The organism is Streptomyces sp. NPDC111520, assembly GCF_055635295.1.
This window is the reverse complement of sequence record NZ_JBVKBW010000013.1, coordinates 102377-120430: the sequence shown is the minus strand read 5'-3', so window position 1 is coordinate 120430 and position 18054 is coordinate 102377. Positions and strand designations below refer to the sequence as shown.

The window sequence follows — 18054 nt, the reverse complement described above, 5'->3', positions numbered from 1 at the left end:
CATCTGATCGATGTCCATATTCATGAACGCGTTCACGCTAAAGCAGCACAGGAGGAAGGGTCAAGGAAGACAGCCGCAGGTGGTGGAGTCTTGACGCTTCGACAAGCGCTCTTTAGCGTGTCCATGAATATGAATAACGTCCATGAACGTGGACGCCCTATCGAGGAGACCCGCGCATGCCCGCTCCCCGCACCGTCCTGCTGACCGGCGCCGCAGGCGGCCTGGGCACCCTGATGCGCGAGCTGCTGCCGGCTCACGGCTACGAGCTGCGCCTCCTCGACATGCTGCCCGTCGAGGGCGCGCCCGACGCGATCACCGCGGACCTGGCCGACCGCGCCGCTCTGCGCGAGGCCGTGCGCGGGGTCGACGCGATCATCCACCTCGCGGGCATCTCCCTGGAAGCCCCCTTCGAGAAGATCCTGCGCGCCAACGTCGAGGGCACGTACAACCTCTACGAGGCCGCCCGCGAGGAGGGCGTGCCGCGGATCGTCTTCGCCTCCAGCAACCACGCCGTCGGCTTCACCCCGCGCCCGGTCGGGGACGACCCGCTGATCCCGGTCGACACCCCGCGGCGCCCCGACACCTTCTACGGCCTGTCCAAGGGATTCGGCGAGGACCTGGCCCAGCTCTACTGGGACCTGCACGGCCTGGAGACCGTCTCCGTCCGCATCGGCTCCTGCTTCCGGGAGCCGACGTCCGTGCGCATGCTCTCGGTCTGGATGAGCCCCGAGGACGGCGCACGGCTCTTCCACGCCGCCCTCACCGCCGAGGGCGTCGGGCACACCGTGGTCTACGGCAGCAGCGCCAACACCCGGCTGTGGTGGGACCTGTCCTCCGCGCGGGCGCTGGGCTACGAGCCGCAGGACGACTCCGAGCCCTTCGCCGCGAAGCTCGTCGCCGAGCAGGGCGAACTCGACCCGGCAAACCCCGACCACGCCCACCTCGGCGGCCACTTCACCACGCACCCGCCCATCTGGCCGCACTGACCGGGGCCACCCTCGGAGGATCCGCGCGGTGACGTGGCCGGCGCCCGGGGAGGCGAGCCGGTGCGCGAGCGCGACGTCCCCGCCCGCGTTGTCGGCCGGCACGGCCACCCGGCCGAACCGCTCCGCCACGACATCGCGCATCCCGGCCGCCTCCGCCTTCGTCGGCCAGGTCCGCCGGGACCGTCGGGACCGCCACCCGCCGACCACCGCGATGCGTGACACGTGAAAAGCCCGTTCGGTAATGGAACCGTAAACCCGTAACGATCGTTAAGCGGAACATGACCGCAATGACACCCGGCTCGAACATCCCGCTCTCCGCGGCGCGCGTGACAGTGGAGGTATCCGCGCCCGTGCGGCTGGACGTCTCGGGCCTCCTGATCGCCGCCGACGGCAAGGTGCGATCCGACGACGACTTCGTCTTCTACAACCAGCCCGCGGGGCCGGGTGTGACCTACCGGTCCGGTGGCGGCACCTCCCCCGACGCCATCACGGTCGACACCGCGGCCGTGCCCGCCGGCATCGAGAAGATCGTCGTGACGGCGAGCCCCGACGCGCCCGGGGCCACCTTCGCCGGCACCGAGCCGACGGCGACGCTGCGGGACGCCGACAGCGGCACCGTCCTCGCCACCTTCACCCCGTCCGGGCTGAGCAGCGAGACCGCGCTCGTGGTGGTGGAGGTCTACCGCCGCTCCGGCGCCTGGAAGGCCCGCGCGGTCGGCCAGGGGTACGCGAACGGTCTTGCGGGCATCGCCACCGACTTCGGCGTCTCCGTCGACGAGCCCGCGGCCGCCGCGCCGCAGGCACCGCCCCAGGCGCCGCCCATGGCTCCCCCGCCGCCCGCCCCGGCGGCGGCCGCCGTGACGCCGCCCCCCGCACCCCCGGCCGCGCCCCCGGCCCCGCCCGCCCCGCCGGCCGGCACGGGCAAGATCAACCTGGACAAGGGCCGCGTCAACCTCCAGAAGCACCAGACGGTCTCCCTGGTCAAGGGCGGCAAGCCGCTGATGGCCTCGGTCCGCATGGGCCTGGGCTGGGAGCCCGCCTACCGCGGCAAGGACATCGACCTGGACGCCTCGGTCATCGCGTACGGGCCGCAGCGCAACCACATCGAGTCCTGCTACTTCGGCCGGCTCACGATCCTGAACGGCGCGGTCCAGCACTCCGGCGACAACCTCACCGGCGAGGGCGCGGGCGACGACGAGGTCATCACCGTCCACCTCGGCGGGCTGCCGCCCGAGGTCACCGGGCTGGTCTTCACCGTGAACTCCTTCTCCGGCCAGAAGTTCAACCAGGTGGCCAAGGCCTACTGCCGGCTGATGGACGGCACGACGGGCGAGGAGCTGGTGCGCTTCGACCTCACCGGCGCCGAGCCGCGCACGGGCGTGATGATGGCCAAGTTCATCCGCCAGTTCTCCGGCGAGTGGGAGATGACGGCGATGGGCGACTTCGTCGACTCCCGCACCGTCAAGGGCATGGTCAAGCCCGCCGCGCAGGCGCTCTGAGCGACGCGGGCGCGCCCGGTGGTCCGTGCGGGGCACGGACCACCGGGCGCGGGTGACGCGGTCGGGTCTCAGCAGGCTCCGCCGTGGCCCTGGCGGCGCCACGGGCCGGTGATGGCCAGCATGATGCCCGGGTCCTGGATGTTGGCGAACAGCGTCCTGCCGTCGGGCGAGAAGGTCACCCCGGTGAACTCGCTGTACTCCGGCTCCTCCGCGGTGCCGATGTTGAGCTCGTTGCGGGCGATCGGGTAGGTACGGCCGTCGCCGAGCGCGCCGAACAGGTGCTGCACGCCCTCGCCGTCCTCGGCGATGACCAGGCCGCCGTAGGGCGAGACGGTGATGTTGTCGGGGCCGTCGAAGGCGCCGTCGGCCGACGGGTCGGGGTTGACGCCCAGCAGGACCTTGAGGGTCAGGGTGCGGCGCTTGGGGTCGTAGAACCACACGGCACCGTCGTGGGACGCGCCCGGGCTCTCCTCGCGGGCGTAGGAGGAGACGACGTACACGCCGCCGTCGCCCCACCACATGCCCTCCAGCTTGCGGGCCCGGGTGACCTCGCCGGCCGCGAACTGCTTGCGGACGGAGGTCGTCTTCGCGTCGCGGTCCGGGACGTCCACCCAGTCCACGCCGTAGACCACGCCGATCTTCGTGGCGCGGGACAGGTCGTCCACGAACCTGCCGCCCGAGTCGTAGCACTTGAAGGCCTGCAGCACGCCCGCGTCCTCGGGCAGCGCGCGCAGCCTGCCGCGGCCGTGGTGGAAGCCGGCCGGCGGGGTCCAGCGGAAGAACAGGCCGTTGGGGTTGGAGGCGTCCTCGGTGAGGAAGAGGTGGCCGCGCTTGGGGTCGACGACGACCGCCTCGTGCGCGTAGCGGCCCAGGGCCTTGATCGGCTTGGGGTCGCGGTTGGCCCTGCGGTCGTACGGGTCGACCTCGAAGACGTAGCCGTGGTCCTTCAGGAAGCCGTTCTTGCCGGCCTTGTCCTCGGTCTCCTCGCAGGTCAGCCAGGTGCCCCAAGGAGTGCGGCCGCCCGCGCAGTTGGTGGCGGTGCCGGCCACGCCGACCCACTCCACGACGTGGCCGCCGTGCTGGGCGACCTCGACGATGGTCACACCGCCCGCCGCGCCGGAGTCGTAGACCAGGCCCTCGGTCAGCGGGACGGGGTGCGGCCAGTCGGCGCGGGCGCCGGCCAGCTCGTGGTTGTTGGCGAGCAGCGTGGCACCGCGCAGGCCCTCGAAGGTGGCGGTGCCGTCGTGGTTGGAGGGGGTCGACTCGCCGGACTCCAGCTTGGTGACGCCGGTCCGGGTGATGACCCGGTAGGAGAAGCCCTTGGGCAGGGCGAGGATGCCCTTGGGGTCCGGCACCAGCTCGCCGTAGCCCAGCCCGCCGTGGTGCCGGGAGGCGCCGGCCTCGGCGGCGGTGGCCGGTGCCTCGGCGGCGAGGGCGCCGGGTGCGGTCGCGAGGACGTCGACGGTTCCGGCCAGCGCGACTCCGGCGCCGGTGATCGCCGTACGCTTGGCGAAGTCTCTGCGGGTGAGAGGCATCGTTCTCTCCTGAGGCCACAAGGTCGGTGCTCTGCCGCAGTCACGCTCCCGTCCCGCGGCGAACGGGAGTTGAACTGAGCGGGACATTCCGGCGCCCATTCCCTGCAGCGTTCGGGCCTCCCGCGCGCCCTCCCCGCGGGGTCCGCGAGGAGGACCGCGGGCCGCTCAGGGCGCCGTGGTTCCCGCCGAACGGGCCTTGAAGGCGGCCTTGCGCGCCTCCTTGGCCAGCCGCTTGTCGGGGTGGATGCGCCCCATGGCCTCCAGAACGTCGGCGGTCGCCGGGTGGTCCACCCGCCAGGCGGCGGAGAAGAACCCGTCGTGCCGGGCGACGAGGTCGGTGACCAGCTCGCGCAGCAACTCGGGGTCGTCGTCGGCGTCGAGCTGCGCGGCGATGGTGTCGACGGTGAGCCAGAAGATCATGTCCTCGTCGGGTGCCGGGACGTCCGCCGCCTCGCGCTCCGTCAGCCAGACCCGGGCCAGCCCGCCGAGCTGGCGGTCGGCCAGGACCTCGCGCAGGGCCGGCTCGGCCTCGTCGCCGAGCAGGCTCAGGGTCTGCTGGGCCACCAGCCGGCGGCCGGGCGCGTTGCGGTCCTCGCCGCGCGCCGCCTCCAGCAGCTCGCGGGCCGCGTCGTACGGCTTGCGGTTGCCCAGCCACGCGTCGGCCTCCCGGCGGGCGATCTGGTCCGGGTACTGGAACAGCGCCTCCAGGAGGACCGTGGCCGGTTCCCCGGCCAGGTCACCGGCGGCCGGGGCGTGCATGCCGGCGTCGACCAGCCGGGTCCGCACGCCGTACAGGCCGAGCGGCGTCAGCCGCACGAGACCGTAGCGGGAGACCTCCTCCGGCCCGATCTCGTCCGGGAAGACCGCCGCGCCCTCGGCGGGGCCGTCGTCCTCCGACTCGGCCTCCTCGATCAGCGCCTCGTCCAGGGGCTGGTACTCCAGCAGCCCGGTGGTCGTGAGGAGCCGGAAGTGCTCGTCGAGGCGCATCATCACCTCGGTGACGTCCTCCAGCAGGGCGTCGCTCGGCTCTTCGACGTCCTCGGGGACGACGAGGGAGGCGGCCAGCACCGGCAGCGGCACGGCGTCCTTGGCGTCGCCGCCGGAGTCCTCCATGGCGGTGAAGAGGTAGAGGTTGGCGAGCGCACCGTCGAGGAACTCGGCCTCCTCCTCCGGGTCCCAGTCCAGGGAGCCCAGGTCGACCTCGCCGTCCGGGCCCAGTTCCTCCATCAGACCGTCGAGGTCGGGGGTCGCGGCCTCGGCCAGCGCCGTGTCCAGCGCGGCCAGCCACACCTCCAGCACCTCGCGCGGCCCGCCCGCGTCCAGCCGCCGCAGCGCCTCGCCGGGCACGGCGCGCCCCGCGGGCTCGTCCAGGGCCACGATCCCGGCGCCGGCCTCCTCGTCGCCCTCGTCGTCCTCGTCCGGGCCGTCCTCGATCTCGAGGTCGACGAGTCCGGCGTCCACGGCCACGCCCCAGGCCTGCGCCGCGTCCGCCGGGCCGTCCGGCTCGTCCTCCAGGCCCAGCTCACGGACGGCGCGCGGGAGGTCCTCCGCGGTGAGCTCCCCCATCGCGTCGACGGTCACGTGCGGCGCGCACCAGCGCGCCAGTCGTACCGCGCGGTCGAGGAGCGGTACGGCGAGTGCGAACCGCGCCAGCTCCTCCTCGGGCAGCAGCCTCACCGGCGGCAGGTCGAGGCGGTCAGCGGCCATGGCGGGGTCTCCAATGCAGCGGTGTCGTGGGGGGCGCCCGAACGCGCAGCACCAGCCTAGACGTGTGGGCGCCCGGTGGGTGCGCTTCGGCCTTCCGTCACCCGCCGTTACCGCAACCGACGCGCGATCCGTCGGCATTGAACGGGTCGGGGCGGCCCAGCGGACGTGCCCGGCCGTTCCACCCGTCAGCGACGTCACTCCCGCCCCACCCCCGGCCCTGCCCCCGGTGCGTACGCCCCGGCGGCCCGAATCACCGGCGCACGACCGGGCGCACGTGAGACCCCCGCACGCCGCCCGGCGCACTTGATCCCGACGAGGGGCGGGATGGGCCAACGCCGGACGCCTCAGGCCCCGCACGCGCGGAAGTTCCTCACAGGCCCTCGTGGGCATGCCGTGCGACGGCCGAACGTCAGGCCTGCGCGAGGAAGTCCTCCAGGGCCTCCAGCCAGGCGTCGGGCTGGTCAACATGGGTCATGTGCCCGGCCTCCTCGATGATCGCGGCCCGCGCGGTGGGCAGGAGCCGCAGCGTGGGTGCCACCAGGCCGACCGGGAAGGTCATGTCCTGCCGTCCGTGCAGCAGCAGCACGGGCAGACCGAGCGCGGCGAGCCGCTCGGGGTCGTCCGGGCGGCGCGGCCCCGGCAGCGTCCCGGCCTCGAAGGGGCGCAGCCACTCCGCGGTGAAGCAGACGCCGCGCAGGACGTCGAGGTAACCGGGCAGGGCCGCCGCGCGCCACACGTTCGCCGGCGCGGAGGCCAGGGCGGCCGCGCGGGTCATGGCCGCTCCGGACAGCGCGGGGTCGGACCACACCGCGGCCTCCGCCGCCAGCCGCTCCTCGCGCTCCCGCCAGCCGTCGAAGGCGTCCGGTGGCACCGGCAGAACGCTGCTCGAAGCGATCACCAGGCGCCTCACTCGGCCGGGTGCGGCCAGGGCGAGGCGCTGCGCGATCAGCCCGCCGTAGGAGAAGCCGAGCACGTCCGTGCGCGGGATCTCCAGCGCGTCCAGGAGCCGGAGGAGGTCGGCGGTGGCCGCGTCCGGTGTGTAGTGGCCGTCGGCAAGCCCGCGCGTGGAGCGTCCGCAGCCGCGCAGGTCCGGCAGGACGAGCCGACGGTGACCCGCGAGGCGGTCCAGGGGCCGCCGCAGGTACGTGTGGTCCCAGTCGGGTCCTCCGTGCACCGCCAGCAGCGGCGGACCGGTCGGATCGCCGGCCAGGGCGACGAACAACTCCACCGCCGGGTCGCGCGAGACCGGTACCAGCATCTCCTCGAACACAGGGGTCAGTATGACGATCCGACAACCCTCTTAGGATGTCCGGGTGACGACGGACACCGCTACGCCGGACCGCACCGACGACGACGCCGGCGACCCCCGGGCGGCGACCGCAGCCGACTGGCCGCGGCGACTGCGCCGGTTCGGCCACAGCCCCCGCCCCCGCACCGACACCCGCGAGCGGCTGGTCCCGCCGTTCCCGGAACCGGGCACCCGCGCGTGGCGGGCCCTGGGCCTCGGCCCGGCGCGGGCGCACCGCGCCGCACGGGCCATGGGCTGGCTCGGCCCGGTCCTGGTCGCCGTCCTCGCCGGCGCACTGCGCTTCGTGGGCCTCGGCAGCCCGCACGCCATCGTCTTCGACGAGACGTTCTACGCCAAGGACTCCTGGTCCCTGCTCCAGCTCGGCTACGAGGGCGGCTGGCCCGACCGCAAGGTCTCGGACCCGCAGATCCTCGGGGACCCCCAGGTCATCCCCCTCTCCGAAACCGCTCACTTCATGGCGCACCCGCCGATGGGCAAGTGGGTGATCGCGCTCGGCGAGTGGATGTTCGGCCTGAACCCGCTGGGCTGGCGCTTCATGGCGGCGGTGCTCGGCACGCTGTCGGTGCTGATGCTGTGCCGCATCGGCCGCCGCCTGTTCCGCTCCACGGCGCTGGGCTGCCTGGCCGGCGGGCTGATGGCGGTGGACGGCCTGCACTTCGTGATGAGCCGGGTCGCCCTGCTCGACGTGGTCGTCATGTTCTTCGTACTGGCGGCGTTCGGCTGCCTGCTGATCGACCGCGACCACGCGCGGGCCCGGCTCGCCGCGGCCCTCCCCGTGGACGAGGACGGCTTCGCCGGTCCCGACCCCGCCACCGCGGCCCGCGCCGGGACCGGCCTGCGGCCCTGGCGGCTCTCCGCCGGCGCGCTCCTGGGCCTCGCCTCCGGCGTCAAGTGGAACGGCCTGTACTACCTGGCGTTCTTCCTGCTGCTGACCGTCCTGTGGGACGTCGGCGCCCGCCGCCTGGCCGGGGCCCGCCGGCCCTTCCGCGCGGTGCTCCGCCGCGACCTCGGCTGGTCGTTCCTGTCCGTCGTCCCGGTCGCCGTGCTGGCGTACCTGGTGACCTGGACCGGCTGGTTCCTCAGCGACGACGGCTACGGCCGGCACTGGGCCGACGGCCGGGGCGGCACGTGGTCGTGGATCCCGGCGCCGCTGCGCAGCCTGTGGCACTACGAGTACGGGGTCTACCAGTTCAACGTCGGCCTGGACGACCCGCACCCCTACCAGTCCAACCCGTGGAGCTGGCTGGTCCTCGGCCGTCCGGTGTCCTTCTTCTACGAGTCCCCCAAGCTGGGGCAGGACGGCTGCGGCACCGCGAACTGCTCACGGGAGATCCTGGCCCTCGGCACGCCCCTGCTGTGGTGGGCGGGCTGCTTCGCCCTCGTCTACCTGCTCTACCGCTGGGCGATGCGCCGCGACTGGCGGGCGGGCGCCGTCCTGTGCGCGGTCGCCGCGGGTTACCTGCCGTGGTTCCACTACCAGAACCGTACGATCTTCTCCTTCTACGCCGTCGTCTTCCTCCCCTACGTCTGCCTCGCCCTCGCCATGACGATCGGCGCGCTGCTGGGCCGGGCCGGGGCGACCGAACGCCGCCGCGCCTACGGGTCGGTGGCCGCGGGCGTGCTCGTCCTGCTGATCGTCTGGAACTTCATCTACTTCTTCCCGATCTACACGGGGCGGACGATCCCCTACGACGACTGGCACGCCCGCATGTGGCTCAACACCTGGATCTGATGCGGCCCGGGCCCGCGCGGGGGCGGCGTTCCTAGAGCAGGCCCAGGTCGTCCAGTTCCTTGTGCAGGCCCGCGCGCGGGTTGTCGGCGGGGACCGGGAGGCCGCCGCGGGTCACCGCGGCGGGCCCGCCGCCCCCGTGGGCCGGCCGGTCGCCGCGGGCGCGCCGGTCGCGGAAGAGCCAGGCCCCCACCAGGCCCCCGACCAGCCCGCCGAGGTGGCCCAGCCAGCTCACCCCGGGCGTCCCGGGCACGGCGACCGTGAGCATGTAGGCGAAGGACGCCGCCATCACGATGCCGATGAGGGTGTCGATCAGGTGCCGGTCGAAGAGCCCGCGGACCACGACGTAGCCGAAGTAGCCGAAGATCAGGCCGCTGGCGCCGACGGTGTCGGCGTTGCCCTGCTCGAAGAACCACACCGCGAGGCCGCTGGTCACCGCGACGAGCAGGCTCAGCGCGAGGAAGCGGCCCACCCCGCGGTACGCGGCGAGGAAACCGAACACGAACAAGGGACCGGAGTTGCTCTCGATGTGCGCCCAGCTCCAGTGCAGGAAGGGCGCGGTGAGGACGTCCGGCAGGGTGCCGACGTCGCCGGAGACCACCCCGTAGTCCCGCGAGAGCGCGTAGTGGCCCGCGTAGTTGGCCAGTTGCAGCAGCCAGACGACCGCCAGGAAGCCGAACACGACGAAGAACGCCTTGCGCGCCTCCGCGATCATCTCCTCCGGCCGTACCGCTCCCGAGCCCGACCCGTCCCGCTCCGCCCCACCCATGACACGTCCCTCCCCGGCGGTCCCCGCCCGCCCACACCACGAACCCCGCGGGTCACATGGTGCCCCAGGCAACCAGTTCCGCCCAAGCCCCACGGCTGCGCCCGGCGCGCCAGTCCCCCTGCGGACCCTGCGGGCCGCATACGCTGCGGGGACGTGCTGCCTGGCGAGCAGGGAGAGGGTGTGGCATGGCGTCCTCAGACGTGCACCTCCGGGAGATCACCGACGAGAACCGGGAAGCCGTCCGCGCCCTCCGCGTCCGGAACAAGCAGAAGCAGTTCGTCGCCTCCGTGTCGCTGTCGCTGAAGCAGGCCGCGAAGATGCCGGACGCCGGCCCCTGGTACCGCGCCGTGTACCGCGGCGACGAGCCGGTCGGCTTCGTGATGCTCTCGTGGAAACCGCCGTCCGGCCCGTACCAGGGACGCCACTTCATCTGGCGCCTCCTGATCGACAAGCACCACCAGGGGCACGGGATCGGCCGCGAGGTGCTCACCCAGATCGTCGACCTGGTCCGCGCCGACGGCGCCACGGAACTGCTGACCAGCTACGAGCCCGGCGACGGCGAGCCCTGGCCCTTCTACCGCAAGTTCGGCTTCGAACCCACCGGCGACATCGACGACGGCGAGATCGTCCTCCGCCTCCCCCTCCCACCCGCGACAGCCGCAGCCACACCCGACGCGACTCCGCACGCATAGCGCCGGTCCCGGCAGCGGTGATCCCGCGCGGGGCAGCCTGTAGGCGAGGCCCATGATCCGAGCGCTCACCCCTCGGGATGGTGGCGAGCCCATTCCCGGTCACCGGGCGTCGGTTCGGTCCGCCAGCGAGCGCGGAGGACTCCGTCGTCGTCGGGCATCACAGCGGTGAACAGCGGAACAGCTTCACCCGCGTACGCAGACACGATCGCTGCCGCGGAGGCACCGCGCATCCGGGCGGTCAGTTCCGGGAAGGCGGTCTCATCGACGATGGCGCTGTGGATGTGGCCGTCGTCGTCCCGCCAGACACCTTCGACGAGGCCTTCAGCCGGCAGGGTTCCCAGTACGGCGTCGACGTCGGCTGACAAGGACGGCCATACGGCCAGAAGGGCCCGGGGAGCCAATCCCGCACAAACCTCCAGCCCCGCAGATCCCGGAGCTCGAACCGCCCAGGGACGCCGCCATGTTCGACGCCGATGTCGGGTCATTCGAATAGGTACCCGAGTCGGGTTTCGGCCGGCCGGGGCACCACCGACCCGCCCCGCACCTGCCACTCGACGTGCTGACCCAACTCGTGGCCGGCCACGAAGATGCCGCGAACCAGGTCCCCGTCCTCGTCAGAGGCGGGGATCGCGGCCATCGCTCGCAGTTGGTCCGTGAACCAGTCCACCGCGGACTCACGGACGTCCCCGCCGTAGAAGACGTAGCAGGTCCAATTGAAGTGTCGGGCCGGAAAGCCCCAGCCGTCGCTGTAGTGCCCGTCGGAGTGGTCCGCGATCACCTGGCGGACGGCGGCGAGCTGCTGCGCGTCGCACTCCAGCCAGCCCCTGATGGAAACGTAGACACCCAACCTGTTGTGACCTCCCCACGGACCGGCGCCACCCCGAGTCCGGGGTAGCATCTCGCGGATGCCCGTCCGTCAGCACGTGTACTTCGCCCTGTACAGCCGCCACACCCCTGCACACGAGATCACCGAACGGCTCGGCGTCAGCCCCGACAAGGTGTCGGTGCGCGGCAGTCGCCGCGCGGGGCCGACGGTGCTCCCGGTCGACCACTCGTGGGAAGTCGCGTGCGCGGATCCGGACCTGTGCGTGGACGAGCAGATCGCCCGCGTCCTCGACAGGCTGCGGCCCCACACGGCCGGCATCGCCGCCCTCGCCGCCCGCCTGGCCGCCGAGGGCGGCGGGGCCGTGCTCCAGGTGGTGCGCTGCTTCGAGGACGCGGACCGGACCCCTCCCGGGGGCCCGGACGGCCCGAACCTCTTCGGCTGGCACCTGGACCGCGAGGTCCTGGACTTCCTCGCCGCCGTCGGTGCCGAAATCGACGTGGACGAGTACGACATGACCTCCGGCCCGGACGAGGACTGAACGCGGGCCGGACGCGCGAGCGCCCTCCCGGGCCGTCATCGGCGGCGGAAGGGCGCTCGTCACGTCGGCCGGCGCGGTCCGGGGTCCCGGGACCTCGGACCGTACGCGGTCAGTTGTGGCTGTGCAGGATCTCGTTCAGCCCGCCCCAGGAGCCCTTGCGCTGCAGGACCTCGACCGTGCCGGTGATGGAGTTGCGGCGGAAGAGCAGGTTGTTCGCGCCGGAGAGCTCCTTCGCCTTGACGATGGTCTCGTCGGGGAGGCAGACCCGGGTGCCGGCCGTGACGTAGAGGCCGGCCTCGACGACGCAGTCGTCGCCCAGGGAGATGCCGATGCCGGCCTCGGCGCCGAGGAGGCAGCGCTCGCCGATGGAGACGACGGTCTTGCCGCCGCCGGAGAGGGTGCCCATGATCGAGGCGCCGCCGCCGATGTCGGAGCCGTCCCCGACGATGACGCCCTGGCTGATGCGCCCCTCGACCATGGAGGTGCCCAGCGTGCCGGCGTTGAAGTTGCAGAAGCCCTCGTGCATCACGGTCGTGCCCGACGCGAGGTGGGCGCCGAGGCGGACGCGGTCGGCGTCGGCGATGCGGACGCCGGAGGGGACGACGTAGTCCGTCATGCGCGGGAACTTGTCGACGCCGTGGACCGACAGGTGCAGCCCCTCCGCGCGCGCGGCGAGGCGGGCGCGCTCGACGTTCCCGGCGGGGACGGGGCCGAGCGAGGTCCAGGCGACGTTGGCCAGGAGGCCGAAGATGCCGTCCAGGTTCTGGCCGTTGGGCTTGACCAGGCGGTGGCTCAGCAGGTGCAGGCGCAGGTAGGCGTCGTGCGCGTCGAGCGGCTTGTCGTCGGTCGAGGCGATGACGGTGCGCACGGCGACGACCTCGACCCCGCGGCGCGGGTCCGGGCCCAGCGCCTTGGGGGCGGCGTCGCCGAGCAGTTCGGCGGCCTGTTCCGCGGTGCGCCGTTCGGTCCCGGCGGGGCCGGGGGCCGCCACGAGCTCGGGCGCGGGGAACCAGGTGTCGAGGACGGTGCCGTCGTCGGCGATCGTGGCGAGGCCTGCGGCAACGGCACCGGTGGCGCGAGAGGTGGCGGTCGTTTCAGTCATGGGTCGAACGCTAGTCGTTGCGTCCCGCGCTTGCCCAACCGGCCCGCCATCCGGAACGCCGCCGCGCCCGGCCCGGCACCGCCCCCGCCACGGCCCGGCCGGCGCCCTTGCCCACGTCGTGCCGCCACCGTGCGGCGGCCGCCAGCACCACCGCCCCGCTGAGCGCGGCCAGCACCGCGCAGACCGGCCAGAGCGCACCGGGCGCGGCGTCGTAGAGGGCGCCGCCGAGGGGCGGGGCGAGGACGGTGCCGCTGACGGAGGCCCCCGCGTACAGGGACTGGAAGCGGCCCTGCAGGTGGTCGGGGGCGTTGTCGGCCACGTAGGCGGTGGCGGTGGTCTTGTAGAGGATCTCACCCGCCGTGAGGAGCAGCATCATGGTCGCCGCCGTGGCGATGTACGGCCCACCGGCCAGGGCGGCGTAGCCGGCGCCGACCAGGACGAGCCCGGTGCCGATGATCGGCAGCGGCGGGCGGCGGCGCAGGGCGACGGTGGCGGGGATCTCCAGGCAGAGGATGACGCCGCCGTTGACGGCGATCAGCCAGCCGTACGCGCCGGTGCCGATGCCGTGGTCGGCGAGCCAGACGGGCAGGGTGGAGTACTGCTGCCGGTAGACGGTGTCGGCGACCAGGATCGTCACCAGCAGCACCATCACGGCGGGCCGTGCCCTCAGTGCCGCCCACAGCCCGCCGGCGCGGTCGGGGCGCGCGGCGCGGTCCCGGCGGGCGCCCTGGGCGGGCAGCGCGAGGGCGGCGTAGCCGGCGAAGAGCAGGGTGCCGATGCCGTCGGCGACGAAGAGCCAGGTGTACGAGGTGTGCGCGGCCAGGAGCGCGCCGAGCGGCGGCCCGATGGTGAAGCCCGCGTTGGAGGCGAAGCGGAGCACGGCGAAGCCCTGGCGGCGCGCGCCCTCGGGCACGGAGACGGCGACGAGCGCGGAGTTGGCGGCGCGTACGGTGCCGGCCGCGTACTGCGCGAGCAGCAGGACGGGCAGCAGCGCGGCGGTGGGCAGGGCGGGCAGCAGGACGAGTCCGGCGCCGGAGACGGCGGACCCGGCGAGCAGGACCCCGCGGTGCCCGAGGTGGTCGCCGAACCAGCCGCCGGTGAAGTTGCCCGCGACCAGGCCCACCCCGCCCGTGCCGGCGATCAGTCCGGCCTCCGGGACGGGCAGGCCGCGTACCGCCGTCAGCCAGACGAAGAGGTAGACGAACGTGAAGCTCACGACCGCGTTCGTGAAGACCCCCGCGGCCAGCGACCAGACGACCCTGGGCACCTCGCGCATGCCCGCACCCCCATCCACCCTGTGAGTTCCTTTTGGGAACTCACTCCCGGGTGGCAGGATAGCGGCATGGCCCGCCGCACAGAACCAGGTGACGCGAACTGCTCCATCGCGCAGGCCCTCGACGTGGTCGGCGACTGGTGGACGCTGCTGATCGTGCGGGACGCCGCCCGCGGCGTGGAGCGCTTCGACGACCTGCAGCGCGAACTCGGGGTGTCCCGCAAGGTGCTGGCCGAACGGCTGCGCCTGCTGGTCGACGCGGACGTGCTGTCCCGCGAGCCCTACCAGGAGCGCCCGGTGCGGTACGCGTACCGGCTCACCCCCCGCGGCCGGGCCCTGATGCCGGTGCTGATCGCCCTCCAGGACTGGGGCGACCAGTGGGTGCTGGGCGACGGCGCGACCACCGGCACCGCGGCGGACGGCTCACGCGAGGCGGAGCGGGTCCACGCGCTGACGGGCACCCGGGTGCCGGAACTGCTGCTGCCCGCGGGCCCGGACGGCGAAATCCGCGACCCGGTGGCCGCGGAGCAGCCGTTCACCGTCCTGTACTGCTTCCCCGGCGCCTACGCGAGCCCCGCGTCCTACCCCCCGGGCTGGGGCGACATCCCGGGCGCCGCGGGCTGCACGCTGGAGTCCTGCACCTACCGCGACCGGCAGGCGGAGTTCGCCGCGGCGGGCGCGGCCGTGCACGGGGTGAGCGCCCAGCGCCCCGACGAGCAGGCGGAGTTCGCCCGGCGGGAACGGCTGCGCTTCCCCCTGCTGTCGGACGCCGAACTGACCCTGTCGGCGGCGCTGCGGCTGCCGACCTTCCGGGCGGGCGGCGCGGTACGGCTGAAGCGGCTGACGCTGGTGGTCGGCGCGGACCGGGTGGTCCGGCGGGTGTTCTACCCGGTCACGGACGTCGCGGCGAGCGTGGCGGAGGCACTCGACGCGGTCAGGACTGCGTCGCGGCCTTGACCGCGTCCGGTTCGGCGACCGCGTCGCGTACGCCCGGCAGCCGCTGGGCGCCGAGCACGGCCGCGCCGGCGACGACGCCGAGGACGGCGCACAGCGGCCACAGCGCGCCCGGCGCGGTCTCGTAGAGCACGCCGCCGAGCGGGGCCGCAAGCACCACGCCGCTGATGGAGGCTCCGGCGTACATGCTCTGGAAGCGGCCCTGCAGGTGGTCGGGGGCGTTGTCGGCGACGTAGGCGGTGGACGGCGACTTGTAGAGGATGTCGCCGACGGTCAGCAGCACCATCATCACGACGGCTGCCGCGACGTACCAGTGGCCGGTGGTGAGCGCGGCGAAGCCGAGGCCGACCAGCATCACGCCGAGTCCGATGATCGGCAGCGGGGCGCGCCGGCGCAGCGCGACGGTCACCGGGAGTTCGAGGAGGATGACCAGGGCGCCGTTGACGGCGATGAGGGCGCCGTAGACGCCGGTGCCGATGCCGTGGCCCTTCAGGAACACGGGCAGGGTGGAGTACTGCTGGCGGTAGATGGTGTCGGCCACCAGGATCGCGGCGAGCAGCACCAGGACGGCGGGCCGGGCGCGCAGCGCGGTCCACAGGCCCGGCGCGTCGGGCGAGGTGGCGCCCTTGGGCCGGTGGTTGCCGTTCGCCGGCAGGATGAAATGCGCGTAGACGCCGAAGAAGAGCATGCCGAGGCCGTCTGCGACGAAGAGCCAGTCGTACGAGACCGTGGTGGCGATCAGCGCCCCGAGCGGCGGGCCCACGGTGACGCCGAGGTTGGCCATGAAGCGCAGCAGGGCGAAGCCCTGGCGGCGGGAGCCCTCGGGCACGGAGAAGGCGATGAGCGCCGAGTTGGAGGCCCGGGTGACGCCGGTGGCGTACTGGGCGACCGGGAAGACCACCGCGAGGGCGGCGGTCGGCGTCAGCGGCAGCGCCGCCAGGCCGAGACCGGACACGACCATGCCGGTGATGAGGGTGCGGCGGTGGCCGAAGCGGTCGCCGAACCAGCCGCCGCTGAAGTTCCCGGCGACCATGCCGATGCCGCCGACACCGGCGATGAGCCCGGCCTGGGAGGTGCTGAGCCCGCGGGGGCCGGTCAGGTAGACGAAGAGGTAGACGAAGGTGAAGCTCACCGCCGCCACGAAGAACATCCCGGTGGCAAGGAGCCACACCACCTTCGGTATGTCCTTCATCGCCTGCTTCATTACGGCCCTCCGATCGACGCCTTACAAGAATCGATCACGTGAAGGCGTGAATGCGGCGCGTGAGGATGCCGGATCAGGTCGCGACCGGTATAGGTCAGCAGTCTCGCCCGGCTTTGCCGATGATCCGTGCGAAGACCTCGCGGGCCTCCTCCCGGTCGATGTCGCGGCCGGTCAGCAGGGCCTGGAGGGACATCCCGTCGGTGAGCGCGGCCAGCGCCCGCGCGGTGACGGGGTCGGTCCAGCGGGTGAGGAGGGCGGCCATGCGGTCCACCCACTCCGCGGCGACCGGCCGTACGGCTTCGTGGCGCAGCGCGGCCAGGTAGAGCTCGTACTCCAGCTGCGCACGGGGACGGTCCCGGGAGACCGTCTCCGCGACGAACCGGGCCAGTTCCTCGGCCGGGTCGGCGCCGGGCGAGCCGAGCAGGGAGCGCTCCCCGACCTCCCGGAAGAAGGCCTCGTTGCACTGCCGCAGGGCGGCCACCAGGAGGTCGTCGAGGGTGGCGAAGTGGTACGTGGTCGAGCCGAGCGGGACGTCGGCCGCGGCGGCCACCGCCCGGTGGCTGAGCCCCGCGATGCCGCGCTCACCGACCACGCGGATCGCGGCGTCGATGATGCGCTGCCGCCGCTCGGGGTCGTAGCGGCGGGCCATCAGTGGGAGCCGCCGAGGTTGAGGACGACCACCCCGGAGATGACGAGGAGGATCCCGAACAGCTTGGTCGCGGTCGCCGCCTCCCCGAGGAAGACCATGCCGATGGCGGCGATGGCGGCGGTGCCTATGCCGGACCAGATGGCGTAGGCGGTGCCTACGGAGAGCGTCTTGAGGGTCTGCGCGAGCAGCGCGAAGGCGATGAGGTAGCCGGCCGCGGTGCCGAGCGAGGGCCACAGCCGGGTGAAGCCGTCGCTGTACTTCATCGAGGTCGTCCCGAGCACTTCGGCGAGTATCGCCGCGCCCAGCAGTGCGTAAGCCATGCGTACGAGCGTACACATCGTTGTGTACGCCCGTACATACGCGGCGGCCTCAGGACCCTCAGGACCGGCGCGACCACCACCGCTTCCGGGCGGCCGCCGGCTGCGGGGCCGGTTCCAGGCCCAGCGAGCCGGTCATGAAGAACTCCCCGTCGACCCAGTGCCCGGCCTCCGGGGTGTCCGTCAACTCCTCGTCGGCGACGGCGACATCGACCTCGAACCCGGCGATCGTCCGCACCCGCAGCCGGTGGAAGCGGCCTCCGGTGACGTCGCCGGTGTGGGCCTCTGCCAGCAGCACCTCCCCGGCGAACCCGGCGTGCGCCGAGGGCACCCAGTCCTCCTCCGCCCCCTCGGGCCTGAACAGGCCGAACGGGATGAGGAAGTCGGGCGCGAAACCGATCTCCTCGCCCTCCTGCGAGGCCTCGTACGCCTCCTTGCCGCCGGTGTGGAGGGTGATCCGCTCGGCGAGCGCGCCGAGGCGCAGTGATCCCTCCGGGACCTTCCCGCCGCGGGCCCGCAGCACGGCGCGGTCCTCCAGCTCGACCGTGAGCGGGCAGACCATCGTCCCGCCCGGTCCGTCGAGGAGTTCGAGCCGGGCGACCTCCTCGTCCACCAGCGACACCCCGCGCACCGCCACCGGTTCGCCCCCGGGGCTGAGGCAGGGCAGTACCTGGGTGATCGACCCGTCCTGGGTCTCGATCACGACCCGGGCACCGCCGGATCCGGTCCAGACGTGCTGCCGCAGCGCGCCGTCGACCGTCCGCGGATCGGTCCGCCCGGCCAGCCCGACGACGAGCTCGCGGAAGGAGTCCTGGTCGGCGACGCCGAGTCCGATGGCGGCGAAGTGATTGCTCATGCACGGAAGACTCACGGTCCGCACGGCATGGGCGCAAACGAAAATACGACTGCGGGGCGCCGCTCGAAGGAACGGCGCCCCGCAGTCGCGGCCCGCGGTCGCGGGCATG

At 73.2% G+C, this 18054-nt stretch carries 18 protein-coding genes; 6 read left to right on the top strand and 12 right to left on the bottom strand.

The annotated features are described in order from the left end of the window. The first annotated feature begins 176 nt into the window (after nucleotides 1–176). Complete coding sequence (locus ACZ7MY_RS28770; protein ID WP_499606167.1) at nucleotides 177–986, top strand: NAD-dependent epimerase/dehydratase family protein; 810 nt, start codon at nucleotides 177–179, stop codon at nucleotides 984–986. 287 nt (nucleotides 987–1273) lie between these two features. Further along, a complete protein-coding gene (locus ACZ7MY_RS28765) occupies nucleotides 1274–2485 on the top strand; it encodes a TerD family protein (RefSeq protein ID WP_499606276.1) in 1212 nt (403 codons plus the stop codon). Nucleotides 2486–2553: 68 nt separating this feature from the next. Here ACZ7MY_RS28765 and ACZ7MY_RS28760 read toward each other — a convergent pair whose 3' ends face one another. The 3 genes from ACZ7MY_RS28760 to ACZ7MY_RS28750 form a co-directional block, all read right to left on the bottom strand. Further along, on the bottom strand, nucleotides 2554–4020 hold the full coding sequence (locus ACZ7MY_RS28760; protein WP_499606166.1) for an alkaline phosphatase PhoX: 1467 nt from the start codon (nucleotides 4018–4020) through the stop codon (nucleotides 2554–2556). A 165-nt stretch (nucleotides 4021–4185) separates the two neighbouring features. After that, nucleotides 4186–5727 (bottom strand): hypothetical protein, encoded by a 1542-nt coding sequence (locus ACZ7MY_RS28755; RefSeq protein WP_499606165.1) that lies wholly within the window; start codon nucleotides 5725–5727, stop codon nucleotides 4186–4188. Between the two features lie 409 nt (nucleotides 5728–6136). Further along, nucleotides 6137–6997 (bottom strand): alpha/beta fold hydrolase, encoded by an 861-nt coding sequence (locus tag ACZ7MY_RS28750; RefSeq protein ID WP_499606164.1) that lies wholly within the window; start codon nucleotides 6995–6997, stop codon nucleotides 6137–6139. 43 nt (nucleotides 6998–7040) lie between these two features. On the opposite strand from ACZ7MY_RS28750, the gene ACZ7MY_RS28745 reads away from it, so the two are divergent. Then, entirely contained in the window at nucleotides 7041–8768 is a 1728-nt protein-coding gene (locus tag ACZ7MY_RS28745; RefSeq protein WP_499606163.1) for a dolichyl-phosphate-mannose--protein mannosyltransferase, read from the top strand. Nucleotides 8769–8799: 31 nt separating this feature from the next. Here ACZ7MY_RS28745 and ACZ7MY_RS28740 read toward each other — a convergent pair whose 3' ends face one another. Beyond that, on the bottom strand, nucleotides 8800–9534 hold the full coding sequence (locus ACZ7MY_RS28740) for a rhomboid family intramembrane serine protease (RefSeq protein ID WP_499606162.1): 735 nt from the start codon (nucleotides 9532–9534) through the stop codon (nucleotides 8800–8802). Between the two features lie 185 nt (nucleotides 9535–9719). On the opposite strand from ACZ7MY_RS28740, the gene ACZ7MY_RS28735 reads away from it, so the two are divergent. Continuing rightward, the gene (locus ACZ7MY_RS28735) at nucleotides 9720–10226 is read left to right on the top strand and encodes a GNAT family N-acetyltransferase (protein WP_499606160.1); all 507 of its coding nucleotides are present in this window, start codon (nucleotides 9720–9722) and stop codon (nucleotides 10224–10226) included. Between the two features lie 65 nt (nucleotides 10227–10291). Here the strand turns inward: ACZ7MY_RS28735 and ACZ7MY_RS28730 are convergent, their stop codons facing one another. Continuing rightward, nucleotides 10292–10591 (bottom strand): hypothetical protein, encoded by a 300-nt coding sequence (locus tag ACZ7MY_RS28730; protein WP_499606159.1) that lies wholly within the window; start codon nucleotides 10589–10591, stop codon nucleotides 10292–10294. Nucleotides 10592–10707: 116 nt separating this feature from the next. Further along, complete coding sequence (locus ACZ7MY_RS28725; RefSeq protein ID WP_499606158.1) at nucleotides 10708–11073, bottom strand: hypothetical protein; 366 nt, start codon at nucleotides 11071–11073, stop codon at nucleotides 10708–10710. Between the two features lie 58 nt (nucleotides 11074–11131). On the opposite strand from ACZ7MY_RS28725, the gene ACZ7MY_RS28720 reads away from it, so the two are divergent. Beyond that, the gene (locus ACZ7MY_RS28720) at nucleotides 11132–11590 is read left to right on the top strand and encodes a DUF4279 domain-containing protein (RefSeq protein ID WP_499606157.1); all 459 of its coding nucleotides are present in this window, start codon (nucleotides 11132–11134) and stop codon (nucleotides 11588–11590) included. A 109-nt stretch (nucleotides 11591–11699) separates the two neighbouring features. Here the strand turns inward: ACZ7MY_RS28720 and dapD are convergent, their stop codons facing one another. Both dapD and ACZ7MY_RS28710 read right to left on the bottom strand, forming a co-directional pair. After that, entirely contained in the window at nucleotides 11700–12692 is a 993-nt protein-coding gene (gene dapD / locus ACZ7MY_RS28715) for a 2,3,4,5-tetrahydropyridine-2,6-dicarboxylate N-succinyltransferase (RefSeq protein WP_499606155.1), read from the bottom strand. 10 nt (nucleotides 12693–12702) lie between these two features. Then, nucleotides 12703–13968: an MFS transporter gene (locus tag ACZ7MY_RS28710; RefSeq protein ID WP_499606154.1), complete on the bottom strand. Its 1266-nt coding sequence runs from the start codon at nucleotides 13966–13968 to the stop codon at nucleotides 12703–12705. Nucleotides 13969–14034: 66 nt separating this feature from the next. Between ACZ7MY_RS28710 and ACZ7MY_RS28705 the strand changes: the two genes are divergently transcribed. Continuing rightward, entirely contained in the window at nucleotides 14035–14922 is an 888-nt protein-coding gene (locus ACZ7MY_RS28705) for a winged helix-turn-helix transcriptional regulator (protein ID WP_499606153.1), read from the top strand. Here the strand turns inward: ACZ7MY_RS28705 and ACZ7MY_RS28700 are convergent. The 4 genes from ACZ7MY_RS28700 to ACZ7MY_RS28685 all read right to left on the bottom strand — a co-directional run bounded on the left by ACZ7MY_RS28700 (nucleotide 14900) and on the right by ACZ7MY_RS28685 (nucleotide 17945). Next, nucleotides 14900–16111 (bottom strand): MFS transporter, encoded by a 1212-nt coding sequence (locus ACZ7MY_RS28700; RefSeq protein ID WP_499606152.1) that lies wholly within the window; start codon nucleotides 16109–16111, stop codon nucleotides 14900–14902. The two genes, ACZ7MY_RS28705 and ACZ7MY_RS28700, sit on opposite strands and share 23 nt — an antisense overlap. A gap of 106 nt (nucleotides 16112–16217) precedes the next feature. Further along, nucleotides 16218–16772, bottom strand: coding sequence for a TetR/AcrR family transcriptional regulator (locus ACZ7MY_RS28695; RefSeq protein ID WP_499606151.1), 555 nt, complete (start codon nucleotides 16770–16772; stop codon nucleotides 16218–16220). Beyond that, nucleotides 16772–17092, bottom strand: a complete 321-nt coding sequence (locus ACZ7MY_RS28690) for a DMT family transporter (RefSeq protein ID WP_499606150.1) — start codon at nucleotides 17090–17092, stop codon at nucleotides 16772–16774. The genes ACZ7MY_RS28695 and ACZ7MY_RS28690 overlap by 1 nt, the downstream gene beginning before the upstream one ends. A 58-nt stretch (nucleotides 17093–17150) precedes the next feature. Beyond that, on the bottom strand, nucleotides 17151–17945 hold the full coding sequence (locus ACZ7MY_RS28685) for a hypothetical protein (protein ID WP_499606149.1): 795 nt from the start codon (nucleotides 17943–17945) through the stop codon (nucleotides 17151–17153). Nucleotides 17946–18054: the final 109 nt, after the last annotated feature.